The 22,089-nt window shown below is 73.0% G+C and carries 8 protein-coding genes; all 8 read left to right on the top strand.

The genetic code is table 11. The features are described from left to right. The first annotated feature begins 32 nt into the window (after positions 1-32). The 8 genes from BJY14_RS02470 to sbnA all read left to right on the top strand — a co-directional run bounded on the left by BJY14_RS02470 (position 33) and on the right by sbnA (position 22,040). Positions 33-4,451, top strand: a complete 4,419-nt coding sequence (locus BJY14_RS02470) for a condensation domain-containing protein (protein WP_179842085.1) — start codon at positions 33-35, stop codon at positions 4,449-4,451. A gap of 28 nt (positions 4,452-4,479) precedes the next feature. Continuing rightward, positions 4,480-7,650: a non-ribosomal peptide synthetase gene (locus BJY14_RS02465; protein ID WP_179842084.1), complete on the top strand. Its 3,171-nt coding sequence runs from the start codon at positions 4,480-4,482 to the stop codon at positions 7,648-7,650. 40 nt (positions 7,651-7,690) lie between these two features. Continuing rightward, a complete protein-coding gene (locus BJY14_RS02460; protein WP_179842083.1) occupies positions 7,691-8,944 on the top strand; it encodes a pyridoxal phosphate-dependent aminotransferase in 1,254 nt (417 codons plus the stop codon). A 10-nt stretch (positions 8,945-8,954) separates the two neighbouring features. Further along, positions 8,955-10,286 (top strand): threonine synthase, encoded by a 1,332-nt coding sequence (thrC, locus tag BJY14_RS02455; protein WP_179842082.1) that lies wholly within the window; start codon positions 8,955-8,957, stop codon positions 10,284-10,286. 143 nt (positions 10,287-10,429) lie between these two features. Continuing rightward, the gene (locus BJY14_RS02450) at positions 10,430-15,124 is read left to right on the top strand and encodes a non-ribosomal peptide synthetase (protein WP_179842081.1); all 4,695 of its coding nucleotides are present in this window, start codon (positions 10,430-10,432) and stop codon (positions 15,122-15,124) included. Beyond that, entirely contained in the window at positions 15,117-18,449 is a 3,333-nt protein-coding gene (locus BJY14_RS02445) for a non-ribosomal peptide synthetase (RefSeq protein ID WP_179842080.1), read from the top strand. The genes BJY14_RS02450 and BJY14_RS02445 overlap by 8 nt, the downstream gene beginning before the upstream one ends. Further along, on the top strand, positions 18,442-21,063 hold the full coding sequence (locus BJY14_RS02440; RefSeq protein WP_179842079.1) for a condensation domain-containing protein: 2,622 nt from the start codon (positions 18,442-18,444) through the stop codon (positions 21,061-21,063). Before BJY14_RS02445 ends, BJY14_RS02440 begins: the two co-directional genes overlap by 8 nt. Beyond that, positions 21,060-22,040, top strand: coding sequence for a 2,3-diaminopropionate biosynthesis protein SbnA (sbnA, locus tag BJY14_RS02435; protein ID WP_312878920.1), 981 nt, complete (start codon positions 21,060-21,062; stop codon positions 22,038-22,040). Before BJY14_RS02440 ends, sbnA begins: the two co-directional genes overlap by 4 nt. The last annotated feature ends 49 nt before the right edge of the window (positions 22,041-22,089 follow it).

The following is a 22,089-nucleotide window of genomic DNA, read 5'->3' as shown; positions in this document are numbered from 1 at the left end:
TTGGCTTCACAGTCCCTCGAAGGTGGTTACAGATGCGCCCCGACCAAATCGAACGGATCTGCCGGCTGACGCCGTTGCAGGACGGGATGTTCTTCGAGGCGCTGCGCAAGCAGGACTCCGGCGAGACGATCTATCAGCTCTGCCTCCGGCTGGAGGGCGCCCTCAGCCCGTCGCTTCTGCGGGAGTCCTGGCGCGCCGTCCTCCGCAGGCACCCGATCCTGCGCACCTCGTTCCACTACGAGCGGCTGGACCTGCCGGTGCAGGTGGTGAGCCGTGACGCGGATCCCGAGTGGCGGGAGTCGGACTGGCGGGGCACGCCCGCCGAGGAGATCGAGCAGCGGCTGGAGGCCATGCTCGCCGAGGACCGGACCCGCCCGTTCGAACTCGGGCGGGCTCCGCTGATGCGCCTGGCCGTGATCCGGGTCGCCGATGACGCGTGGTGGCTGATCTGGTCCTATCACCATCTCCTGCTCGACGGATGGTCGACCTATCTCGTCCTCGACGACGTGTTCGGCTGGTACCGGGAACTCGCCGCCGGGCGGATGCCCGACCGGCGGATCCCGCGACCGTTCTGGGAGTACGTCGCATGGACCCAGCGGCAGGACCTCGGGAAGGCCGAGCGCTTCTGGCGCGACCGCCTCGCCGGAATCACCTCGCCCACTCCGATCGGCGAAGGGGCCGTCGACCCCCCGGACGGGAACGGGCCGGAGTTCGACGAGGTCCACGCGACCGTGCCCACGGAGGTGTTCGCGGGGCTGGAGGCTCTGGCCCGGACCCGGCGGCTGACGCTGGGCACCGTGGTGCAGGCGGCGTGGGCGTTGACGCTCAGCCGGTACAGCCGGCGGGAGGACGTCGTCTTCGGCTCGGTGGTCTCCGGCCGTCCACCCGAGTTCGCCGGTGTGGACGACATGGTCGGGTTGTTCATCAACGTCCTTCCGGTCCGGGCCCGGGTCGCGGGAGACGTCTCGCTCGCCGACTGGCTGACCGGGCTCCAGGCGCAGCTGGCCGACGGCCGCGAGTACGACTACAGCCCGCTGGCGCACGTCCAGCGGTGGAGCGAGGTACCGCGCGGCAGCGCGCTGTTCGAGAGCCTGGTCGTCTACATCAACTATCCGGTGCGGCCGAGCTGGACCGATGGGGGGACGGTCAAGGTCGCCGACCTGCGGGTCATCCAGCAGCCGCACTACCCCCTGCACCTGACGGCCGTGCCCGACCAGCGGCGGCTGCGGATGGTCCTCGGCTACGATCCGGCGCGCTTCGGGCGGGGAACGGTCGAGCGCGTCCGCGACCTGGTGGTGGAGATCCTCACCATCGCCGCCACCGATCCAGAGCGCCGCGTCGGCGAGCTGCCGGGATGGCCGGAACCCGACGGGCGGCCAGCGGCGGACGACGCGGGCACCGTCGCGGCGTCTGGCTGGTCTCCCGACCGACTGACCGGCCAGTGCCTGCGCACTCCGGATGCGCCGGCGGTCGTCTACGGCGATCTCACGCTGACGTACGGGGAACTGGAGCGCCGAGCCGAACGCGTCGCCGGTGAGCTGCGCCGCTCCGGGGCCGGCACCGTCGCCGTCGCGCTGAGCCCGTCCCCGGCGCTGCCGGTGAGTCTGCTGGCCGTGGTCAAGGCCGGCGGCACGATCCTTCCGCTGGACCCGGGTGACGGCGACGAGCGGATCAGTGCCGCGATGGCCGCGACCGGTGCCGCGGTGGCGCTCTGCGACGGCTCCCTCGCGGACCGGCTGGCCGCGACCGACCGGCTGACGGTGGGCGACGGTCTGCACCTCCTGCGTCTGGGCGCCGAGCCTCGCGCCGGGCAGCCGGGCGCGGAGTCCGATTCCCGTAGCACCCCTGCGGAGGACGGTTCGGACGCCCCCTCCGGGACGCGCTGGGCGGTGTCAGAGCATGACGCGCAGGAGTCGGCGACCACCTCGATCAGGTACGACGCGCTGGCAGAGCTGCTGCACTGGATGGGCGAACACTTCCCGCTGTCCGCCGGCGATCGCGTCGCGCACCTGCGCCCGCCCGGTTCGGCGGAGTCGGTGCGCGACATCTTCTGGGCGATGGCCTCAGGCGCGGCGCTGGTTCTCGCGCCGCCCGCGGCCCGGCCGTCCGCCGGGGCGTCCCCGGCCGTGCTCGAAGAGAGCCTCGTCGAGAACGAGGTCACCGTGGCCGTCGTCCCAGGCTCACCCGCCGTGGCACCAGTTCTCGGACGGTGCCGTTCCCTGCGCCTCGTCTTCGTGCCGGGCCCGCTGCCGACGGCGTCGCGGCTTGAGCTCACCCAAGTGACGGGCGTGGATCTCGTGGAGGAGTACCGGTTCCCCCATCCGGTGCCGCAGAGTTCGTTCTGGCACGCCGGGACGGGGGAACTCGTCGCGGCGCCGGTCGTGGCGCGCCGCCGCGGCCATCCGCGGGTGCTGCCGTCCGCGGCCGACGCCGACACCCCCGTGCCCGCGCCGAAGTCGAGCGCCCGGCATTGGGCGGTGGAGGCGGCGCTGGCCGGGCATCCGGGCGTGCGGGACGCGGCGGTGACCGTTGCGGCAGGGCCCTCCGGCGAACAACGGCTCACCGCGTATGTCGTGCCGGCCGGCGACTCCGCGCACGGCATGCCGGACGCCTCGGAGCTGGCGGCGTTCCTCGCGCTCCGGCTGCCGGCCCGGCTGGTGCCGGCGACGTTCGTACCGCTCACCGCCATGCCGACGGCCCGGGACGGGCAACCGGACCTTGCCGCTCTGCCGGCGCCGGAAGCGGACGCCGCGCCGGAGGCCGTGCCCGTGGCGTCGCCGACCGCCGTGACGGCCGAGGTCCTGACGGGCATCTGGGCACAGGTCTTCGACCGCGCCCCCGCCCTGGACGAGGACTTCTTCGACCTCGGCGGTCACTCGCTCCTCGCGATCAAGCTGGTGTCGCGGATCCGCTCGGCCCTGGGCGTGGACTTCACCCTCAACGACCTGTTCGGCGACCCCACGGTGATCGGCACGGCCCGCGCCGTGATGGCGGCGCTGCGCTCCGGGGACACGCTGGAGCCGGAGCGGGCGATCCCGAAGCGCGAGCGGACGGGACCGGTTCCCGCGTCCTTCGCCCAGGAGCGCCTGTGGATCCTGGACCGGCTCGGCGGGGCGGCGCGCCACGACAACATCCTGCTGCCCTGCCGGCTGCGCGGGCCGGTGGACGTGCCGGCGTTCCGGGCCGCGCTCACCGCCCTCATGGAGCGGCACGAGGTGCTGCGGACGTGTCTCGGCGAGATGGACGGGCGTCCGGTCCAGGTGGTGCACGGGTCGGTGGAGACGCCGCTCGCCGTCAGCGACCTCTCGTCGTTTCCGCTGCCGGAGGCCGAGCGCGGAGCGCGCGCGATGCTGGAGGAGGACAGCGCTCAGCGCTTCGACCTGTCGGCCGCCCCGCTGTTCAAGGTCCGGGTCGTCCGGCTGGCCGAGGACGACCACGTGATCGGTATCTGCCTGCATCACGTGGCGATCGACGGCTGGTCGACCGGCGTGCTCTTCCGCGATCTGGGCGAGCTCTACCAGGCATGCGCCAGCGGGCGTGCGGCCGCGCTCCCGCCGCTGACGGCGCAGTACGCCGACTTCGCCACGTGGCAGCGCGGGCGGCTCACCGGCGAGCCCCTCGACGAACTCCTGGGGTACTGGACCGAGGCGTTGAGGGACGCGCCGGAGATGCTCGAACTCCAGCCCGGCCGGCCGCGTCCGGCGGAACGCTCCTACAAGGGCGGCCGCTTCGATGTCGACCTCACGCCCGACGTCCTCCGGACCGTGCGCGAGCTGGCCCGCCAGGAGGGCGGCACGCTGTTCATGGTCCTGTTCGCGGCGTTCGCCGTCCTGGTCGCCCGCCGCGCGGGCCGGCGCGACTTCGTCATCGGGGTGCCGGTGGCGGGCCGCTCGCATCCGGATCTGGAGAACCTCGTCGGGTTCTTCGTCAACACCCTCCCGGAACGTCTCGACCTTTCCGGAGAACCGACGTTCCGCGGGCTCGTGCACCATGTCCGGCGGGTGCACCTCGGCGCTCTCGCCCATGAGGACCTGCCGTTCGAGCGGCTGGTCGGGGAGCTCGGTCCGGATCGCGCCACGGACCGCCTCCCGCTGGTGCAGGTGGCGTTCAACTTCCAGAACGCGCCGTTCGCGCCGCTGCGGTTCGGGGAGGTGGAGGCCACCCTGTTCGAGACCGATCACGAAGTGGCCCGCTTCGACATGGTCGCCGAACTCTACGAACACCAGGACGGCGTCCACTGCATGTTCCACTACTCGGCCGATCTGTTCGAACCGGCCTACGTGCGCCAGTTCGCCGACGAGTATCTGGACCTGGTGCGGCGCCTGGCGGCAGAGCCGGACGGCCCGGTCTTCGCCGCCGCGGACGGTGCGGTGGACGTGCCCGCACAGGTGCGGCAGGCCTTGGACACCTCGAGCTTGAGCCGGCTGCGAGCCCTGCAGGGCCAGGGCTGAGGGTGCGGCGAGCCGAAGGAGGACCGTGATGATGACGCAGGGGCCGCTGACCGACCGCGACGCGACCGGCGCGGGACCGAACCGGGTCGAGGACGTCTTTCCGCTCACCGCCTGGCAGCAGGCGGCGCTGCTGGCCGATCCCGGCCGGGCCGGCGAAGTGAGCGTCGCGTTCGACGGTCCGTGCGACCTGCCCGCGCTCGTCCGCGCGCTCGCGGGCCTGGTCAGGCGCCATCCCGTGCTGCGCAGCACGGTCGACCTGCCACCGTCCGGAGGACCGGTGCACCTGGTGCGTCCAGCCCCGGCCAGCGCCTCGGACGAGCTCGCCCTCACCGACCTGCTCTGGACGCCCGCCGAAGGCGGCGAGGCCGCCGAAGTGCCGACCGACCCGCTCGGCATGCCCGCTTCCTCGTCCTGCACCGTCCGGCGATCGTCCGGCGGCCGGGTGGCGGTCTCGCTCCGGCTCGCCGGGCCACTGCTCGACAGGCGCAGCGGTGCGCTGCTCACCACCGACCTGCTTCGCGGTTACGGGGAAGAGCTCCACGGCCGGCGATCCGAGGACGCGCCGCCGGTGACCGGGATGCGCGACATGATCGCAGCGGAGTGGGGCGCCGTCACCGGCGAGGCGACCGAGTACTGGCAGCGAACGCTGGAGCAGGCCCCGGACGGCCTGGCCTGGCGAACACTTGACGTGACGGTCGCGCGCGGCGCTCCCGTGGTGGCGGCCCTGCCCTCCGATCTGGTCTCGGGTCTGCGGCACACCGCCCTGATGCTGGGCACCACCCAGGACGCGGTGCTGCTGGCCGCGTACCTGCGCGTGCTCGCCCTGATCTCCGGCACCGGCACGGCCGGGGCATGGCTGCTCGATGACGTGCGCGGGCCCGCGGGCGTCGGCGAAGAGGCTCTGGGGGACTTCCGCTCCCTGCTCCCGATCTCGATGTCCTGCGACGTCCCGACCTGGGCCTCGCTCGTGGAACGGACGGACGCGGCATTGGCGGCCCACCGGCCTTACCGGCTCTTCCCGGTGGCCGAACTCGTCGAGACGGGCTCGGTCCCGGGCGCCCTGTTCGAGTACTGCGAGATGCCGCCCACCGCTCGACCGTCCGCCGGGTCGCTGGGCCCGGTCGAGCGGACCATCACCGACTCTCCCGTCGCGCCCCTGACCCTCACCGTGGAGGACGCCGCCGACGCCGGCGGCGTGACCCTGCGGCTGTTCCGGCACGGCGGCGACCCCGGCGAGATCCTCGGCTACTACCTGCGGGCGCTGACCGAGATCACCGCCGACGCGGAACGCGATCCCCGGTCCAGTGCCCCGCTGCTCGGTTCCGTGCCCGCCGGTCCGGTGTCCATCCGGCCCGCCGAGGCGGCGCCTCCCTCGTCCGCGGCCGCCGAGGACCCGGTCACGCTGCACGGACTCATCGCCCGGCAGGCGGCCCGGACCCCGGACGCGCCCGCGGTCATCGACGGCGACACCGTGATCGGCTACGCCGCGCTGTACGAACGGGCCACCGTGCTGGCCGACCGGATCCGAACGGCCGGCGTCGCGCCGCAGGGCCTGGTCGGAGTGCACGTGCCACCCGGGGCCGACCTGGTCGTCGCGCTGGTCGCGGTGCTGGCCGCGGGCTGCGCGTTCCTCCCCCTGGACGTCCGGTATCCGCGGCGCCGCTGCGAGTTCGCGCTCGGCGACGCCGGCGCCGACCTGCTGCTGACCCGCTCGGACGTGGCGGACCGGCTCGACTTCGCCGGGCCCGCGATGCTCCTTGACCGGTGGGAGCTCCTTGACCGTGGGGACGGCGCCCCCGGGGGGCCGGGGTCCCCGCTGGACCGGTCGCCGGCCGAGTCCCCCGCCTACGTGCTCTACACCTCCGGCTCCACCGGCCGTCCCAAGGGCGTGGTGATGCCGCACCGCGCCGTGGTGGAGCAGGTGCGGTGGGCGGTGGAGGCCTTCGGGCTGCGGCCCGGAGACCGGGTGGCGCAGCGGACGCCGGTCGCCTTCGACGCCGCGCTGTGGGAGCTCTTCGCCCCGCTGACCTGCGGGGCGGCCGTCGTCACTGTCCCCTTGGGGGCCGACCGCGACATCGCGGCCCTGGAAACGGTCCTCGCGGAGCATGCCGTCACCGTCCTACAAGTGGTGCCGAGCCTGCTCGCCGTGCTGGCCGAGGGTGCCGCGCTCACCCGGTGCCCGGACCTGCGGCTGTTGTGCTGCGGCGGTGAGGCGCTGCCGCAGCGCCTGGCCGACGCGGTGCTGGGCCGTACCGAGGCCGCGCTGCTGAACCTCTACGGCCCGACGGAGACCTGCGTCGATGCCACCTGGTGGCGGGCGGAGGCCGGGGCGCCGGGGACGACCGTGCCGATCGGGCGCCCGGTCACGGGCGTGCGGCTGTACCTGCTGGACGAGCTGGGCGAACCGGTCCCCGACGGAACCCCGGGCGAGCTCTTCATCGGCGGCGCCCAGCTGGCGTGGGGCTACCGCGGCCGCGCGGGCGAGACCGCCGAACGGTTCGTGCCGGACCACCTGTCCGGCCGGCCCGGTGATCGGCTGTACCGCACCGGGGACCGCGCCCGGCGACTGCCCGGTGGGGAGCTGGAGTTCCTCCACCGCACCGACGACCAGGTCAAGGTCCGCGGTGTGCGGACCGAGCCGGGCGAGGTGGAGGCGGCGCTGGCCGACCATCCGCGAGTACGGCACGCCGCCGTCGTCCCCCACCGGGACGGGGCCGGGGAGGCGTCGGACGGCATGACGCTGACCGCGTTCGTGTCCTGGGCCGGCGGTCCACCGTCCCAGGACGAGGACGCGGTCGCCGACCTCCGGGACCACCTGCGCGGACGGGTTCCCGAGGCGATGGTGCCCACCACCTTCATCGCGCTGGCGGAACCCCCGCTGCTGCCCAACGGAAAGCTCGACCGGCGGCGGCTCCGGAGCGTCGGCATCGCCGGCGCCGGCGAGAGGTACCGGCCGCCGGCCGGCCCCGTCGAGGAACGGCTCGCGTCCGGCTTCGCCGAGGTGCTCGGCGTGGACGCGGTGGGAAGGTCCGACGACCTGGCCTGGCTGGGAGCCCGCCCCCTGCAGGCCCTGCGGCTCGCCGGGCGGGCCGGCCGGGAGACCGGTGGCGCCGTCTCGGCCGCCGAGGTCCTGGGCCGGCCGACGGTCGCCCGGCTGGCGGAGGCCGCCCGACCCGAGCGACGCCGAGCCCCATCGTGATCAGCCCGGACCACCCCATCAGCCGGTCTCAGGAGGCATCATGACCGTTCAGCAGGACGCCCGGCCGCACACGCTCGCGGGAGGCCGGCTGCGTCCGGCGATCTCCTTCGAGGACGAACGGTTCCTCATGTTCGTCCTCGACGAGATGGCCGGTGACTACGAGCAGCGCTACGACGACGTCGTCCGGCTCACGCTCGGCAAGTCCGAACTGCCGCCGGAGGAGCCCATCATCGCGGCCATGCTGGACGCGGCGGAGGACTACGCGAAGGCGAGCCTGGTCTTCCCGGGCGGCCTGCCGCAGCTGCGCCACCGGCTGTCCGCCGAGTACCGGAGCCGCTACGGCGTCGAGGTGCCGGCCGAACGGTTCGTCGTCAGCGTGGGCACCAGCATGGCCTTCCGGAACCTCACCCAGCTTCTCGCCGGCCCGGGCGACGAGGTGGTCGTGCCCCTGCCCTACTACCCGCTCTATCCGTTCACCGCGCGCCTCGCCGGCGCTCGGGTGCGGCACTACCGCATCGACCTCGACACGCTCCAGGTGGACCTGGACTCGCTGGCCGAAGCGATGAGTGAACGCACCCGTATCGTCGTGGTCAATTCCCCCGGAAACCCGCTGGGGAATGTCATCGATCCCGCCACTTTCCGGCGGATCGACGAGATCGTCGGCGGCCGCGCCGTGGTGATCGCCGACGAAATCTACAATAACGTTCACTTCGACGACGAGCCGTATTCGGCCGTCACCCTGGCCGGCGAGATGACCAGTCCGCTGGTGGTGACGAACGCCTTCTCCAAGGCCCACCGGATGTACGCGCGGCGGGTCGGCTACGCCATCGTCCCGGACGAGCTGGTGCACCCGCTCACCGTCATCCAGCACCACACCCTTCTCACCACCGATCCGGTGCCGCAGTTCGGCGCCATCGCGGCGCTCGACCACCAGGAGGGGGTCCGGGAGCTGACCGGTCGCTACGGCGCCCGGCGCGACTACACGCTCGAACGGTTCGGCGAGGTCTCCGCGGTGCGGGCCGTGCCTGCCCGGGGCAGCTTCTACCTGACGCTCGACTGCGCCGAGTACCTGCGCCGGCACGACATCCCCGGTTCGCTCGCCCTGGCCGAGCGCATCATGCGGGCGACGCGGGTGGCGACCGTGCCCGGCTCGGACTTCGGGTTGCCGGACACGCTGCGGCTCTCCTACACCTCCGCCCGCTACGAGGAGGGCATCGACCGGCTGGCCGGCTTCTTCACCGGTGCCCCTCCGGACGATGCGGACGTCGACGCCGACATCGTGCGACAAGGCTGAGGAATCGGCCGTGGCGCCGCCGGTACCGGTGGCCGACGCCGTCGGCATGGACCACATGCGCTGGCAGTGCTCGCGATGTGCCGCCCTCTCGCCGGTCGGCGAGCTGCGCTACGCCTGCACCCGGTGCCGGTGGTCCGGCAGGCTGACCCTGGCCATCGACTACGAGCGGGTCGGCGCGGGCCGATCGCCCGGCGAGGTGCTGCTCACCGGCGAGCATTCCCTCTGGCGGTACGCCCGCCTGCTGCCCGTCGCCGCGGGCGGGGGCGGGGCCCGCCGGGTCAGGTCCGGGTACGTGGCCGGCTGGACCCCGCTGCACCGGGCCGACCGGCTCGCCCGCCGGCTCGGGCTGGGCCGGCTGTGGATCAAGGATGAGGCCGGCAACCCGTCGGGAGCCCTCAAGGACCGGGCCAGCGTCCTCGCGGTCGCCGACGCGCTCGACCGCGGCCGGGACGTGATCGCCACGGCCTCCTCGGGCAACGCGGGTGCGGCGCTCGCCGGCGCGGCCGCGGCGGTCGGACTGCGGTGCGTGGTCTTCGTCCCCCGCGGCACGCCGCCGGCGAAGCTCACCCAGATCAGCCGGTACGGGGCGCGCGTGCTGGTGGTCGACGGCGACTACGACGCCGCCGTCCGGCTGAGCACGGCGGCGTGCCGGCGATGGGGCTGGTACTGCCGCAACACCGCGTACAACCCGTGCACCGCCGAGGGCAAGAAGACCGTCGCCCTGGAGATCGTCGAGCAGCTCGGCTGGTCCGCGCCGGACGCGGTGGTGGTGCCCGTGGGGGACGGGAACATCCTGGCCGGCGTCCACCGGGGGCTGTGCGACGCCCGGGCGATGGGCTGGATCGATCGCATGCCGCGCCTGATCGGGGTGCAGGCCGCGGCCGCGGCGGCGGTGCACCGCGCCTGGACGGAGGGCGCCGCGGACGCCGGCCCGGCTCCGGCCCGCACGCGCGCCGAGAGCATCAACGTCGGGGAGCCGCAGGACGGGTTCCGGGCGCTGGCGGCGGTGCGGGACACCGCGGGAGTCATGGTCGCGGTGGAGGACGAGGAGATCTTCGCCGCGATCGACTGGCTCGCGGCGGAGAGCGGCGTGTACGCCGAGCCGGCCAGTGCGGCCGGGGCGGCCGCGCTGCCCGCCCTCGTGGCGCGGGGGGAACTCGGGAGCACGGACCGGGTCGTCCTGCTCAACACCGGAAGCGGTCTCAAGACCGCCCCTTCCGCGGCGGGCGGAGGCGCGATCCCCGTGGCGGCCGACCTGCGGGCCGTCGCGGCAGCCGTGATGGCCGGCGGGGCGGGCGCCGATGGTGAAGCCGATCTTGACGAGCCAGAACCACAATGGTAATGCGGTCGCTTCCCGGTATCGCGTGTCACCGGTTTGTGGGACATGAAATACAAACGTGACCCACAGAATATGGAGGCTGTGCAAGCCGCTCGGCGCGTGCACCGGCGCATCCAATGCGCGGAAGCGAGGAGGGCCGTCAAAACATGGATGACCGGGAATTCGAAGCCGGGTTTCCACGCGACCACCGCGCCGCCGCCATTCCGCTGACCGCGTCGCAGCGCCGGCTCTGGCGGCTGCAGGGAGGCCCCCGGGTGGGCCCGTACACGATGTCGTGCACCGTGCACCCGACCGGGGACCTGGACGTCGACCGGCTCGCCGAGGCGGCCGAGGCCGTCGCCGCCCGCCGCACCGAGCCGCGCCTGGTGTTCTCCCTCGACGGTGATTCGGATCCCGTCCAGGCGGTCGCCGGCCGTCCCCGGGTCACGATCCGCCACCGCGACCCGCTGTCCGGTGACCGTGCCGAGCGCGCGGCCGAGCCGGCGGAACGCGCGGCCGCGGAGGGACAGCGGACTCCGCTGACCGAGGGCGTCGAACTCGACGTTCTCGTCGAACGGCTGGCCGACGGCCGCCACACGGTCACCTTCTCGCTTCCCGCCATCTGCGCCGATGCCACGACGCTGCGAAGCCTGGCCCATGAGGTCGTCGAACGCGCGGCGGGCCGCGCCACCCGCGCCGCTTCAAGCGGCCTGCCGTTCGAGGGTGTGGCCGCCTGGTGGAACGAGATGGCCGAACTGCCGGAGGGGGCGACGGCCCGGGAGTTCTGGCGGTCTCGCTGCGCCGGGTGGGATCAGCCGATAGAGCTGCCGGGGCAGCGTAACCACCGGCTCGGTCCGTTCCGTCCCAAGACCCTGACCGGGCGCCTCTCTCCCGCAGAGACCATGAGGCTGCGCCGCCGGTGCCCCACGCCGAAGAAGGCGCGCGGCTGGCTGCTGACCTGCTGGCAGGTGCTGCTACGAAGGACGACCGGAGCCGGCGCCCTGGTCGTCGGCGTGGGGACGGACCTGCGCCGGCACGAGGAGCTGCGGGGCTGCTCCGGGCCGTTGACCGTCAGCCTGCCCGCGCGGCTCGACCGGTCGCTCGACCTCGCCGTCTCGGCGGCCGCCTCCGAGGCGGCCGACCAGATCGAGGCGGGCGACGCCCACGCCGAGTGGTACAGCTGGGAGCGCTGCGTTCCGCCCGCCGCACCGGGCCGGCCGTCATGGTTCCCGATCGGCTTCGACTTCGACGCCGAGCATTGGCCCGCGGGCCAGGCCGGCGCCGCCCCGGCCGAGACGTACGGCCACCACGACAGGTTCGTGGTCCGCCTGTCCTGCCAGGCCACCGGGGACGGGATGCGGTTCACGCTCGGATACGACGGCGACGCGTTGGCGGATCCCGCCGCCGGGCAGCTGATGGAGTCCTTCCTCGCGGTGGTGACCGACTCGCTGGCCCGTCCCGACAGCGCCTGCCGCGACCTGGACCTGCTGGGGGAGAGGGGGCGGCGGCTGCTGCTGCGATCGGGCGGGGACCGGGAGAGCGGCCCGCCCCGCACGTGCCTTGGGGCGCTGGTGGCGGAGCAGGCCGCGCGGCGGCCCGAGGACGTGGCGGTGGTGTGCGGCACGGACCGGCTGACCTACGGCGAGCTGGAAACGCGGGCCAACCGGCTGGCTCATCACCTGCGCGCACTCGGGGCCGGTCCGGAGGTGCGGGTGGGGGTCTGCCTGGATCGTTCGATCGAACTGGTCGTCGCGCTGCTCGCGGTCGTCAAGTCGGGCGGGGCCTATGTCCCGGTGGATCCGGATCACCCCGCCGAGCGGATCTCCTACGTGCTCGGCGACGCCGGCGTGCGGATCCTCGTCACCTCCGGCCGGGCGAGCGAGCGGGCCTCCGCGGGACCGGACCTGCCGACGGTCCGGATGGACGAGGACGCGGCGGCGATCGGCCGGTGGCCCGCCGAGGCGCCGCCGCCGAACACGGTGCCCGCCAATCTGCTCTACGTCATCTACACCTCGGGTTCGACCGGGCGCCCCAAGGGGGTGATGGTCACCCATGCCGATCTCGTCCGGCTGCTGACCACCGCCCAACCCTGGTTCTCCTTCGGTCCCGATGACGTCTGGACCCTTTTCCACACCGTCACGTTCGACTTCGCCGCCTGGGAACTCTGGGGAGCACTGGTGAACGGCGGCCGCCTGGTCGTCGTGCCGACGGCTCTGACGCGCTCGCCGGAGCGGTTCCGCGCCCTGCTGGCGCGGGAGCGGGTGACCGTGCTCAACCAGACGCCAGGGGCCTTCCGCAACCTGCTGGCCGCCGAGGAGGCGGACCCCGCCGGGGAGCGGCCGGCGCTGCGCGTGGTGGTGTTCGGCGGCGAAGCCCTGATGCCCGGCATGCTCGCCGGCTGGTTCGCCCGCCACGGCGACCAGGGGCCGCGGCTGGTCAACATGTACGGGATCACCGAGACCACGGTGCACGCGACCTACCACCCCCTTTCACCGGCCGACGTCCCCCGCGCCGCGACCGACTCCGCGGAGGCGGCGGATTCCCCGTCCTCCGAGCGCTCTCCCATCGGGGTTCCGCTGGCGGACCTGAGCGCCTACGTACTCGACAAGGAACTTCATCCCGTGCCGCCGGGTGTGGTGGGTGAGTTGTTCGTGGGTGGTGCTGGTTTGGCGCGTGGGTATTTGGGGCGGCCGGGTTTGACGGCGGAGCGGTTTGTGCCTGATGTGTTCGGGGGTTCGGGGGGTTGTTTGTATCGGACGGGGGATTTGGTGCGGTGGTCGGTTGATGGTGGTGGTTTGGAGTTTGTGGGGCGGGTTGATTTTCAGGTGAAGGTGCGTGGTTTTCGGGTGGAGTTGGGGGAGGTGGAGTCGGTTTTGGTGGGGCATCGGGGGGTGCGGGATGCGGTGGTGGTGGCGCGTTCTGATGGTGGGGGTGGGGTGGTTCGTCTGGTGGCGTATGTGGTGGCTTCGGGGGTGGGGGGTGAGGTGGGTGTGGAGGAGTTGCGGGGGTTCGTTGGTGGGCGGTTGCCGGAGTACATGGTGCCGGCGGTGTTCGTGTGGCTGGGTTCGTTGCCGTTGACGGTGAACGGGAAGGTGGATCGGGGGGCGTTGCCGGTTCCGGAGGGGGAGCGGCCGCGTTTGGGGGAGCGGTTCGTGGAGCCGCGGTCGTCGGCCGAGCGGGTGCTGGCGGAGGTGTGGGGCGAGGTTCTGGGCGTTTCCCGGATCGGAGTCCACGACAACTTCTTCACCCTCGGCGGAGACTCGATAACGAGCATTGTGGTGATGTCGAGAGCCGCCCGCCGCGGTCTGCGCATCACACCCTGGCAGTTCTTCGAGAACCAGACCGTCGCCGGGCAGGCCGAAGCGGCGGTGCCGGTGGTGGCCGTCCAGGACCGCGCCGACCCGGCGGGGCAGGCCGCCGGTCCCGTGCCGCTGACGCCCATCCAGCGCTGGTTCTTCGACCAGAAGTTCTTCCACCCTGGCCACTACAACCAGGGATGGCTGTTCCACGTCCCCGCGGCGGTCGACGCCGATCGGCTCGCCGCCGCTTTCACGGGCCTGCTGGAGCGGCACGACGCGCTCCGGCTGCGGTTCCCGCGAGACTCCCGGGCGCCCGGAGGCCGCCGGGCGGAGTACACCGGGCAGGGCGCGCCGCCGGAGCTCACCGCCCTCCGCCGCGTGGACCTTTCCAAAGAGGCGCAGTGGGAACCGGCGCTCGCCCGCGTCCTCGCCGACGCGCAGGACTTCGACCTGGAACGGGATCCGCCCCTGCGAGCGCTGCTGATCGACGGTGGCCGGGACGACCGGCACCGCCTCGCGCTGATCGCCCATCACCTCGTCATCGACGCGGTCTCCTGGCGGATCCTCCTCGACGACCTGCGCGGCGCCTACCGGCGGCTCGCCGGAGGCGGCGAACCCGGGACCCCCGACGCCACGACATCGTTCGCGGCCTGGGCCCGTGCCCTCACCGAGCTCCCCGGCGCGGTGGCCGCCGACCTGGACTTCTGGCGCGGCCAGAGCCCCTCGGGACGGTGGGAGGTGCCGCTCGACCACCAGGCGGGCGGCACCGGGACCTACGGCGCCGCCGATCACGTCGACGGGCTGCTCGGCGCCGGGGAGACCACGGCCCTGCTGCGGGACCTGCCCGCGATCCACCACAGCCGCGTCGACGAGGTCCTGCTCACCGCGCTCGCTCTGGCGATGACCGAGACGTTCGGCATCACCCGGCTGTACGTCGACGTGGAAGGGCACGGCCGAGAGCAGCACCTTGTGGAAGGCGCGGACCTGTCCCGCACGGTCGGGTGGTTCACGGCGATCGCCCCGCTGCTGCTGCGCCTGCCGGACGGCGCCGACCCGGGCGACGCGCTCGCCGCCGTGAAGGAGCAGTTGCGCGCCGTCCCGCACGGCGGTGTCGGCCACGGCATCCTGCGCCATCTCGATCCGGTGCGCGGCCGGGCGCTGGCCGAACCGCCGGCTCCCCAGGTGAGCTTCAACTACCTCGGCCAGTTCGATGCGAACGCCGAGAGCCCGGAGACACGGACGCCCGACGACCGGCTGTACCTGGCCGCCGCTCCCGAGCCGATGCCCCCGCCGCAGCATCCGGGCAACCGGCGTACGCACCTGCTGGACGTCACCGCCGCCGTGGTCGGCGGCCGGCTCCGGCTACGCGTCGGCTACAGCCGTGCCCACCACGACCGGGCGACCATCGACCGGCTGACCGGCGCCGTGGTCGCCCGGCTGGGCGAACTGATCGACCACTGCGGGCGCCCGGGCGGGACGCGATTCCACACGTTGCTCGACAAGGCGCTGGCCCTGGCGCCGAAGACCATGGCCGATGTGACGGAGGCGCGACCAGATGAGTGACACGGCGGGACCGGCGCAGCGGCAACGGCCGGCGGCGGCCGAGGTCATCGAGGACATCCATCCGCTGTCCCCGCTCCAGCAGGGACTGCTGTTCCACACGCTGCGCGAGGCGGACTCCGCGGTCTATCTCAGCCAGACCACGGCTCTGCTGTCCGGACTCGATCCGGTCGCCTTCCGGGAGAGCTGGGAGCAGACGGTGGCCTGGCATCCGGCACTGCGGTCGGCCTTCCTGTGGGAAGGCGCGGACGAGCCGGTCCAGGTGGTCTACAGAAGAGTGCCGGTCCGGTTCGACACGCAGGACTGGCGCGGCCTGCCACCTGACGCCATGCGGAAGCGCCTCACCGCCTTCCTCGACCGGGACCGCAACGAGCCGTTCCAGCTGTCCCACGCGCCCCTGGCCCGTTACGCGCTCCTCCGGCTCGGCGAGGACGACTACCAGTTCGTCTGGACGTACCACGCCATCCTGCTCGACGGCTGGAGCACGGCGATGGTGATGCGGGACCTGGTGCGCCACGGTGCGGCGTCCCGCGCCGGAGAGGTGATGCCGCCACCCGACCGCGCCCCGTACCGGGACTTCGTCGAATGGACGCGCCTGCGCGACCAGGACGACGCCCGGCGCCACTGGCGGGAAGCGCTGCGCGGTTTCACGAAGCCGACGCCCTTGCCGGTCGCGGGGCCCGGCGGCTCCGGCGGCCGGACGGGGGTGGCCGAGCACACCGCGGCGCTCTCGCCGGAGGCGACGGAACGCGTCGGTGCGGCCGCCCGGACGTACCGGGTGCCGATCGGCATCATGGTGCAGGCGGCGTGGGCGCTGACGCTGATGCGGTACACCGGGGTCGGCGACGTCGTCTTCGGCCAGGTCGTCTCCGGACGAAGCGGCGACCTTCCCGGAGTGCAGGACATGGTGGGGCTCCTCACCAACACCGTCCCGGTCCGTGTGGCGTCGGGGCCCGGCGACCGGGTGGGGACGTGGCTGCGCGGGCTCCACGCGCGGCAGTCCGCCGCCCTGGAGTACGAGCACACCCCGCTCTCCCAGGTGCAGCGGTGCAGCGAGTTGTCCGCCGGGCAGGAGCTGTTCCAGTCCGTGCTGGTCGTCCAGAACTATCCGAGGCTGGACGAGACCGGGCAGCTCGATCCCGGATACCGGTACAGCGGCCTGAGTGGGTTCGAGACCACCCATTACCCGATCACGATGTTCGCGGTGCCGGGCGAGCGGCTGGAGATACGGGCCGTGCACGACCTGGCGCTGGTCGACGGCGGGACCGCCGCGCTCCTCGCCGAGTCCGTGCTCACGGCACTGACGGGCCTGTCCGCCGGCGCGGACCGGCCCGTCAGCACCGTCCCGGTCTTTCCCACGGAAACGGCTGCCCACCGCCGGCGCGACCAGGTCAACGCCACCGAACGCCGGTTCTCGCCCCCGCACACCGTCGCGGAGCTCATCGAGGAGCAGGTCAGGCGGACGCCCGACGCGACTGCCGTCGTGGACGGCGACGCTCGGGTGAGCTACCGGGAGCTGGACCGGCGGGCCGACCGGCTGGCGCGCACGCTCGTGGAGCAGGGCGCCCGAGGCGAGGAACGGGTGGCGGTCCTGCTGGAGCGGTCCGTGTCCTTCGTGACGGCGGCCCTGGCGGTGCTGAAGTCCGGGGCCGCCTACGTCCCGATCGATCCCGGGTATCCGGCGGCCCGCATCGCCTGGATGATCGGGGACAGCGGCTGCCGCACCGTGCTCACCCGCAGCGATCTCCTCGACCGGCTCCCGGCCGACCGCGGGGAGGCGGTCCGGACCGTCTGCCTGGACTCGCTTCCGGCGGACGGCGGCGCGGGCGGGGGCGGGCCCGAGCGCCCGCTGCCGGCGCGGGCGCTCCCCGGCAACCTCGCCTACGTGATCTACACCTCGGGCTCCACCGGGACGCCGAAGGGCGTCATGGTCAGTCACCGGGCGGTGCTGAACACGATGCGGTGGCTGGAGGAGGAACTCGGCTGCGGTCCCGGCGACGTGGTCGCCTTCAAGACCCCCGTCAGCTTCACCGACTCGGTCTGCGAGGTGGTGTGGCCGCTCTGCAACGGAGCCGCGCTGGCCGTCGTCGGCGACGAGACGGTCCGCGACCCGGACGCGCTGTACGACGCGCTGGACCGGCACGACGTCACCTACTGCCAGTTCGTGCCGCGCCAGCTCGATCTGTTCATGGCCGCCGCGGCGAAGCGCGGCATCGATGATCCGCTGCCGCGGCTGCGGCGGGTCTTCAATGGCGGCGAGCCATTGCCGCATTCCTTCGCCGTCGAGTGGGACCGGCGGTTCCGCAACGGCAGGATCGCGAACATCTACGGGATGACCGAATCGGCGATCTACGCGACCTACCAGGCCCTTCCCCGGGGGTTCGCCGAGCGGCGAGGCACCGTGCCCATCGGCCTTCCGATCGCCAACACGCGGGTGCACGTGCTCAATCGAGAACTGGAGCCATGCCCGCCGGGTGTGGTGGGTGAGTTGTTCGTGGGTGGTGCTGGTTTGGCGCGTGGGTATTTGGGGCGGCCGGGTTTGACGGCGGAGCGGTTTGTGCCTGATGTGTTCGGGGGTTCGGGGGGTTGTTTGTATCGGACGGGGGATTTGGTGCGGTGGTCGGTTGATGGTGGTGGTTTGGAGTTTGTGGGGCGGGTTGATTTTCAGGTGAAGGTGCGTGGTTTTCGGGTGGAGTTGGGGGAGGTGGAGTCGGTTTTGGTGGGGCATCGGGGGGTGCGGGATGCGGTGGTGGTGGCGCGTTCTGATGGTGGGGGTGGGGTGGTTCGTCTGGTGGCGTATGTGGTGGCTTCGGGGGTGGGGGGTGAGGTGGGTGTGGAGGAGTTGCGGGGGTTCGTTGGTGGGCGGTTGCCGGAGTACATGGTGCCGGCGGTGTTCGTGTGGCTGGGTTCGTTGCCGTTGACGGTGAACGGGAAGGTGGATCGGGGGGCGTTGCCGGTTCCGGAGGGGGAGCGGCCGCGTTTGGGGGAGCGGTTCGTGGAGCCGCGGTCGTCGGCCGAGCGGGTGCTGGCGGAGGTGTGGGGCGAGGTTCTGGGCGTTTCCCGGATCGGAGTCCACGACAACTTCTTCACCCTCGGCGGAGACTCCCTCATGGCCGTCCGCGCCGTGGGGCGGATCCGCGAAGCCTTCCCGGCCGACTACACCCTCCCCGAGCTGTTCGCCGCCCCCACCATCGCCGGATGCGCGGCCACGGTCGAGCGCCTGCTCAACGAAGCGGCCGACCTGGACGCGCTGATGGACGAGGTGGCCGGCCTGTCCGACGAAGAGGTCGCCGCCCGGCTCGCGGAAGGCGAGAAGTCACATGAATGAAGCAACCTCCGGTCCGTCCGGCCTCGCCGAGCGCCTGGCCGCCCTCAGCCCGCAGGCACGCGAACTCGTCCTGCGCCGGATGCGCGGCCCGGCGGGGGACGGCACCGCGGGGACGAGCCCTGCGGATCCGCGACCGGCGCCCCGCACCGGTGCCCCGCTGCCCGCGTCCTTCGCCCAGGAGCGGCTGTGGCTGCTGGACCGGCTCCGGCCGGACTCGGCGGCCTATGTCGTCTCGACCGCCGGGCGGCTGCGCGGCGACCTCGACGCCGACCGGTTGCGCGCCGGACTGGCCGACCTGACCGGCAGGCACGAGATCCTCCGGACGTCGCTGGCCTGGACCGGTGACCGGACCGTCCAGATCGTCCACGACTCGGTCGCCGTGCCCTGGGAGGTGACCGACCTGTCGGACGCGCCGGACCCGCGCGCCGCGGCCGAACGGATCCTGGCCGGCGACGTCGAGCGCGGCTTCGATCTCACCGCCGCGCCGCTCTGGCGGGCGCGGCTGGTGCGGATGGGTCCGCGGGACCACCTGTTCGGCGTCGCCATGCACCACACGATCACCGACGCGTGGTCGGTCGGCGTGTTCCTCTCCGAACTGGGGGGGCTCTACACCGCGTCGCGAGACGATCCGGCTCCGCCGGACCCGGTGCTGCCGCCGCTGCCCCTCCAGTACGGCGATTTCGCGGTCTGGCAGCGCGAGCGCCTGACCGACGACCTGGTTTCCGAACTGGCGGCCTTCTGGAAGGAGGAGCTCGCCGGCGCGCCGGACCTGCTGGCTCTGCCCACCGACCGGCCGAGGCCGCGGGCGCGGACGGGCCGCGGCGCCCGTCACGAGTTCGAGGTGCCCGGCGACCTGCTGCGCGCGGCCCGGGACCTGAGCGGTAGCACCGACGTCACGCTGTTCATGGCGTTGCTGGCCGCGTTCGTCGCCGCGCTGTCGCGATGGTCGGGGCAGACCGATCTCGTCGTGGGAACGCCCGTCGCCGGGCGCCGCCACCCCGACCTCGAGGGCCTGGTCGGCTTCTTCGTCAACAGCGTGGTGGTGCGCGCGGACGTGTCCGACCGGCCGTCGTTCCGGCAGCTCCTCCACCGTGTGCGCCAGCGGTCCCTGCGCGCGTTCGAGCACCAGGACCTGCCCTTCGAGAAGCTCGTCGAACATCTGGCGCCGACGCGCGACACCGCCTACAACCCCCTCTTCCAGGTCAATTTCGGGTTCGGGAACGTGCCGCAGGGCCACCTCGACCTCCCGGGGACGTTCGCCGAGCCGGTGACCGTTCCCAGCGACGCCGGCGCGAAGTTCGACCTGTCGCTCTACCTGAACGAACACCGAGGACGGCTGGCCGGGACCTTCGAATACGCCACCGACATCTTCGACGCGGAAACCATCGAGGGCCTCGCCGGATACCTGGTCGAGGTCCTCGCCGCCGTCACCGCCGATCCCGATCTGCCCGTCACCCAGCTGCCGGACCCGCGACCGGGAACCGCACCGGTGTCCGCACCGGAGGCCGGCGACCCGGACGCGGAGTCCGCGCCGTCCGGCTGGTCGACCTCCCCCGGCTTCGTCGAGCCGCGCGACCGCTGGGAGCGTTACGTCGCACAGGTCTGGTCGGAGGTGCTCGGCGTCACGCCGATCGGCGCGCACGACGAGTTCTTCGATCTCGGCGGCAGCTCCATGCCGGGGATGCTGGTGGTCGACCGGCTGAGCAAGCTGACCGGCCGGTCGGTAACCCTGCACGACCTGTACGCGACGCGCACGGTGGAGGCCCTGGCCGACTGGATCCGGTCCAGCGAGACGACCTCGGCCGACCCCCAGTTCGTGGTGGAGTTGCAGCCCGGCGGGCCGCGTCCACCGCTGTTCTTCCTGCACGCGGTGCTCGGAGAGCTGTACCACTACTTCGAGCTGGCCGGGGCGCTGGGCACCGGCCGGGCGCTCTACGGCGTCCAGAACGACGGCTTCTTCCACGGCGGCGCCGACCCGGGCGTGCTGACCATGGAGCAGATGGCGGACCGCTACGCCGAGGAAGTGCGCCGGGTGCACCCGGAGGGGCCGTACCACCTGTGCGGGTTCTCGGGGGCGGGCAGGTTCGCGCTGGCGGTCGCCAACAGCCTGCACGCCGCGGGCGACCGGGTGGGCACGGTGGTCCTGCTGGACACGGCACCGCTCACCGACGCTCCGCCCGACCCCGACCTCGCGTTCATCCTCGCGGGCTGGCTGCTGTTCTCCCCGCCGGAGGACGACCTGCGCGGTCTGGACCGGCAGGCGCAGCTGCACCGGGTGCTGGAGGCCGGAAAACGTGCCGGGGACCTGCCGCCCGAAGTCGAGCCGGCCGAGTTCGCGTCGTTCTGCCGCCGCCTGGAGCTGAACGCGCGGGCCGTCTCCGCCTACCGCCCGTCCTATCCGGGGACGGTGACGCTGCTGACGCAGAAGGACCGCGCCGACCGCGACCTGGCGGTGGAGTGGGCCCGCTTCCCGATCGGCGGCCTGAAGGTCGAGGACGTCGACGCCGGCTCCCATCTGGAGTTCGTCTACGGACCGGCCGTCCCCGAGGTGGCCCGGCGGCTGGAGGCATGCCTGGACGATGCCGCGCCCGGCGACGCGGGAGCGGGCCGGTGATCCACGAATCAGTGCTCGGCTGCATCGGGCGCACGCCGATCGTCGCGCTGCGCCGGCTGTTCGACGAGCCCGGCGTCGAGGTCCTCGCCAAGCTGGAGATGCTCAACCCCGGCGGCAGCGTCAAGGACCGCCCGGCCCGGCACATCATCGAGGAGGGCCTGCGGAGCGGCGCCATCGCCCCCGACTCGCACCTGGTCGAGAGCACCTCGGGCAACTTCGGCATCGCGCTGGCGATGGTGTGCCGGATCCACCGCCTGGCGCTGACGGTGGTCGTCGACCCGCACATCACCGCCACGAACCTCCACCTGCTGCACCGGTACGGCGCGCGCGTCGACATGGTGAGCGAGGGCGACGGCAGCGGCGGCTACCTGGAGCAGCGGCTGCGCAGGGTCCGGGAGATCGTCGGCACCGTGCCGGGGTCCGTGTGGATCAACCAGTACGCGAACCGGCTGAACTGGAAGGCGCACGCGGAGTCCACCGGGCAGGAGATCCTCGCCGACGTCGACGGGCCGCTGGACTGCGTGGTCATGGCGGTGAGCACCACGGGGACGATCCACGGCGTCACCCGGGCGCTGCGCGCCGAGTACCCGCGGCTGCGGGCCGTCGCCGTGGACGCCGTCGGCTCGGTGATCTTCGGTCATCCGCCGGCCCCGCGCCGGGTGCCCGGCATCGGGGCGGGCCGCGTCCCCGAGATCCTGTGCCGGGACGAGATCGACGACGTGGTCCTCGTCGACGACGAGCAGGCCGTCCAGGGCTGCCACGAGCTGCTGCACTCCGAGGGGATCCTCGCCGGGGGCTCGTCCGGGGCCGTCGTGGCCGGGCTGCGGCAGATCCTGCCGCGGCTGCCTCGCCCGGTGCGGGTGCTGACCCTCCTGCCGGACCGCGGCGAGCGGTATCTCGACCTGCTCTCCGCGGACGCCCCCGCCGAACCGAGATTCGACTGGTCGCCCCCGCGGCGCCCGCTGAGCCGCTCGTGAGGCCGGTGCCCGGCCGGCCGCCCGGCCGCCCGCCGGTCCAACGCAGCAA

Origin of the sequence: Actinomadura luteofluorescens, from assembly GCF_013409365.1 — a bacterium.
GTDB lineage: Bacteria > Actinomycetota > Actinomycetes > Streptosporangiales > Streptosporangiaceae > Spirillospora > Spirillospora luteofluorescens.
This window is presented reverse-complemented; position numbering and strand designations above follow the sequence as displayed.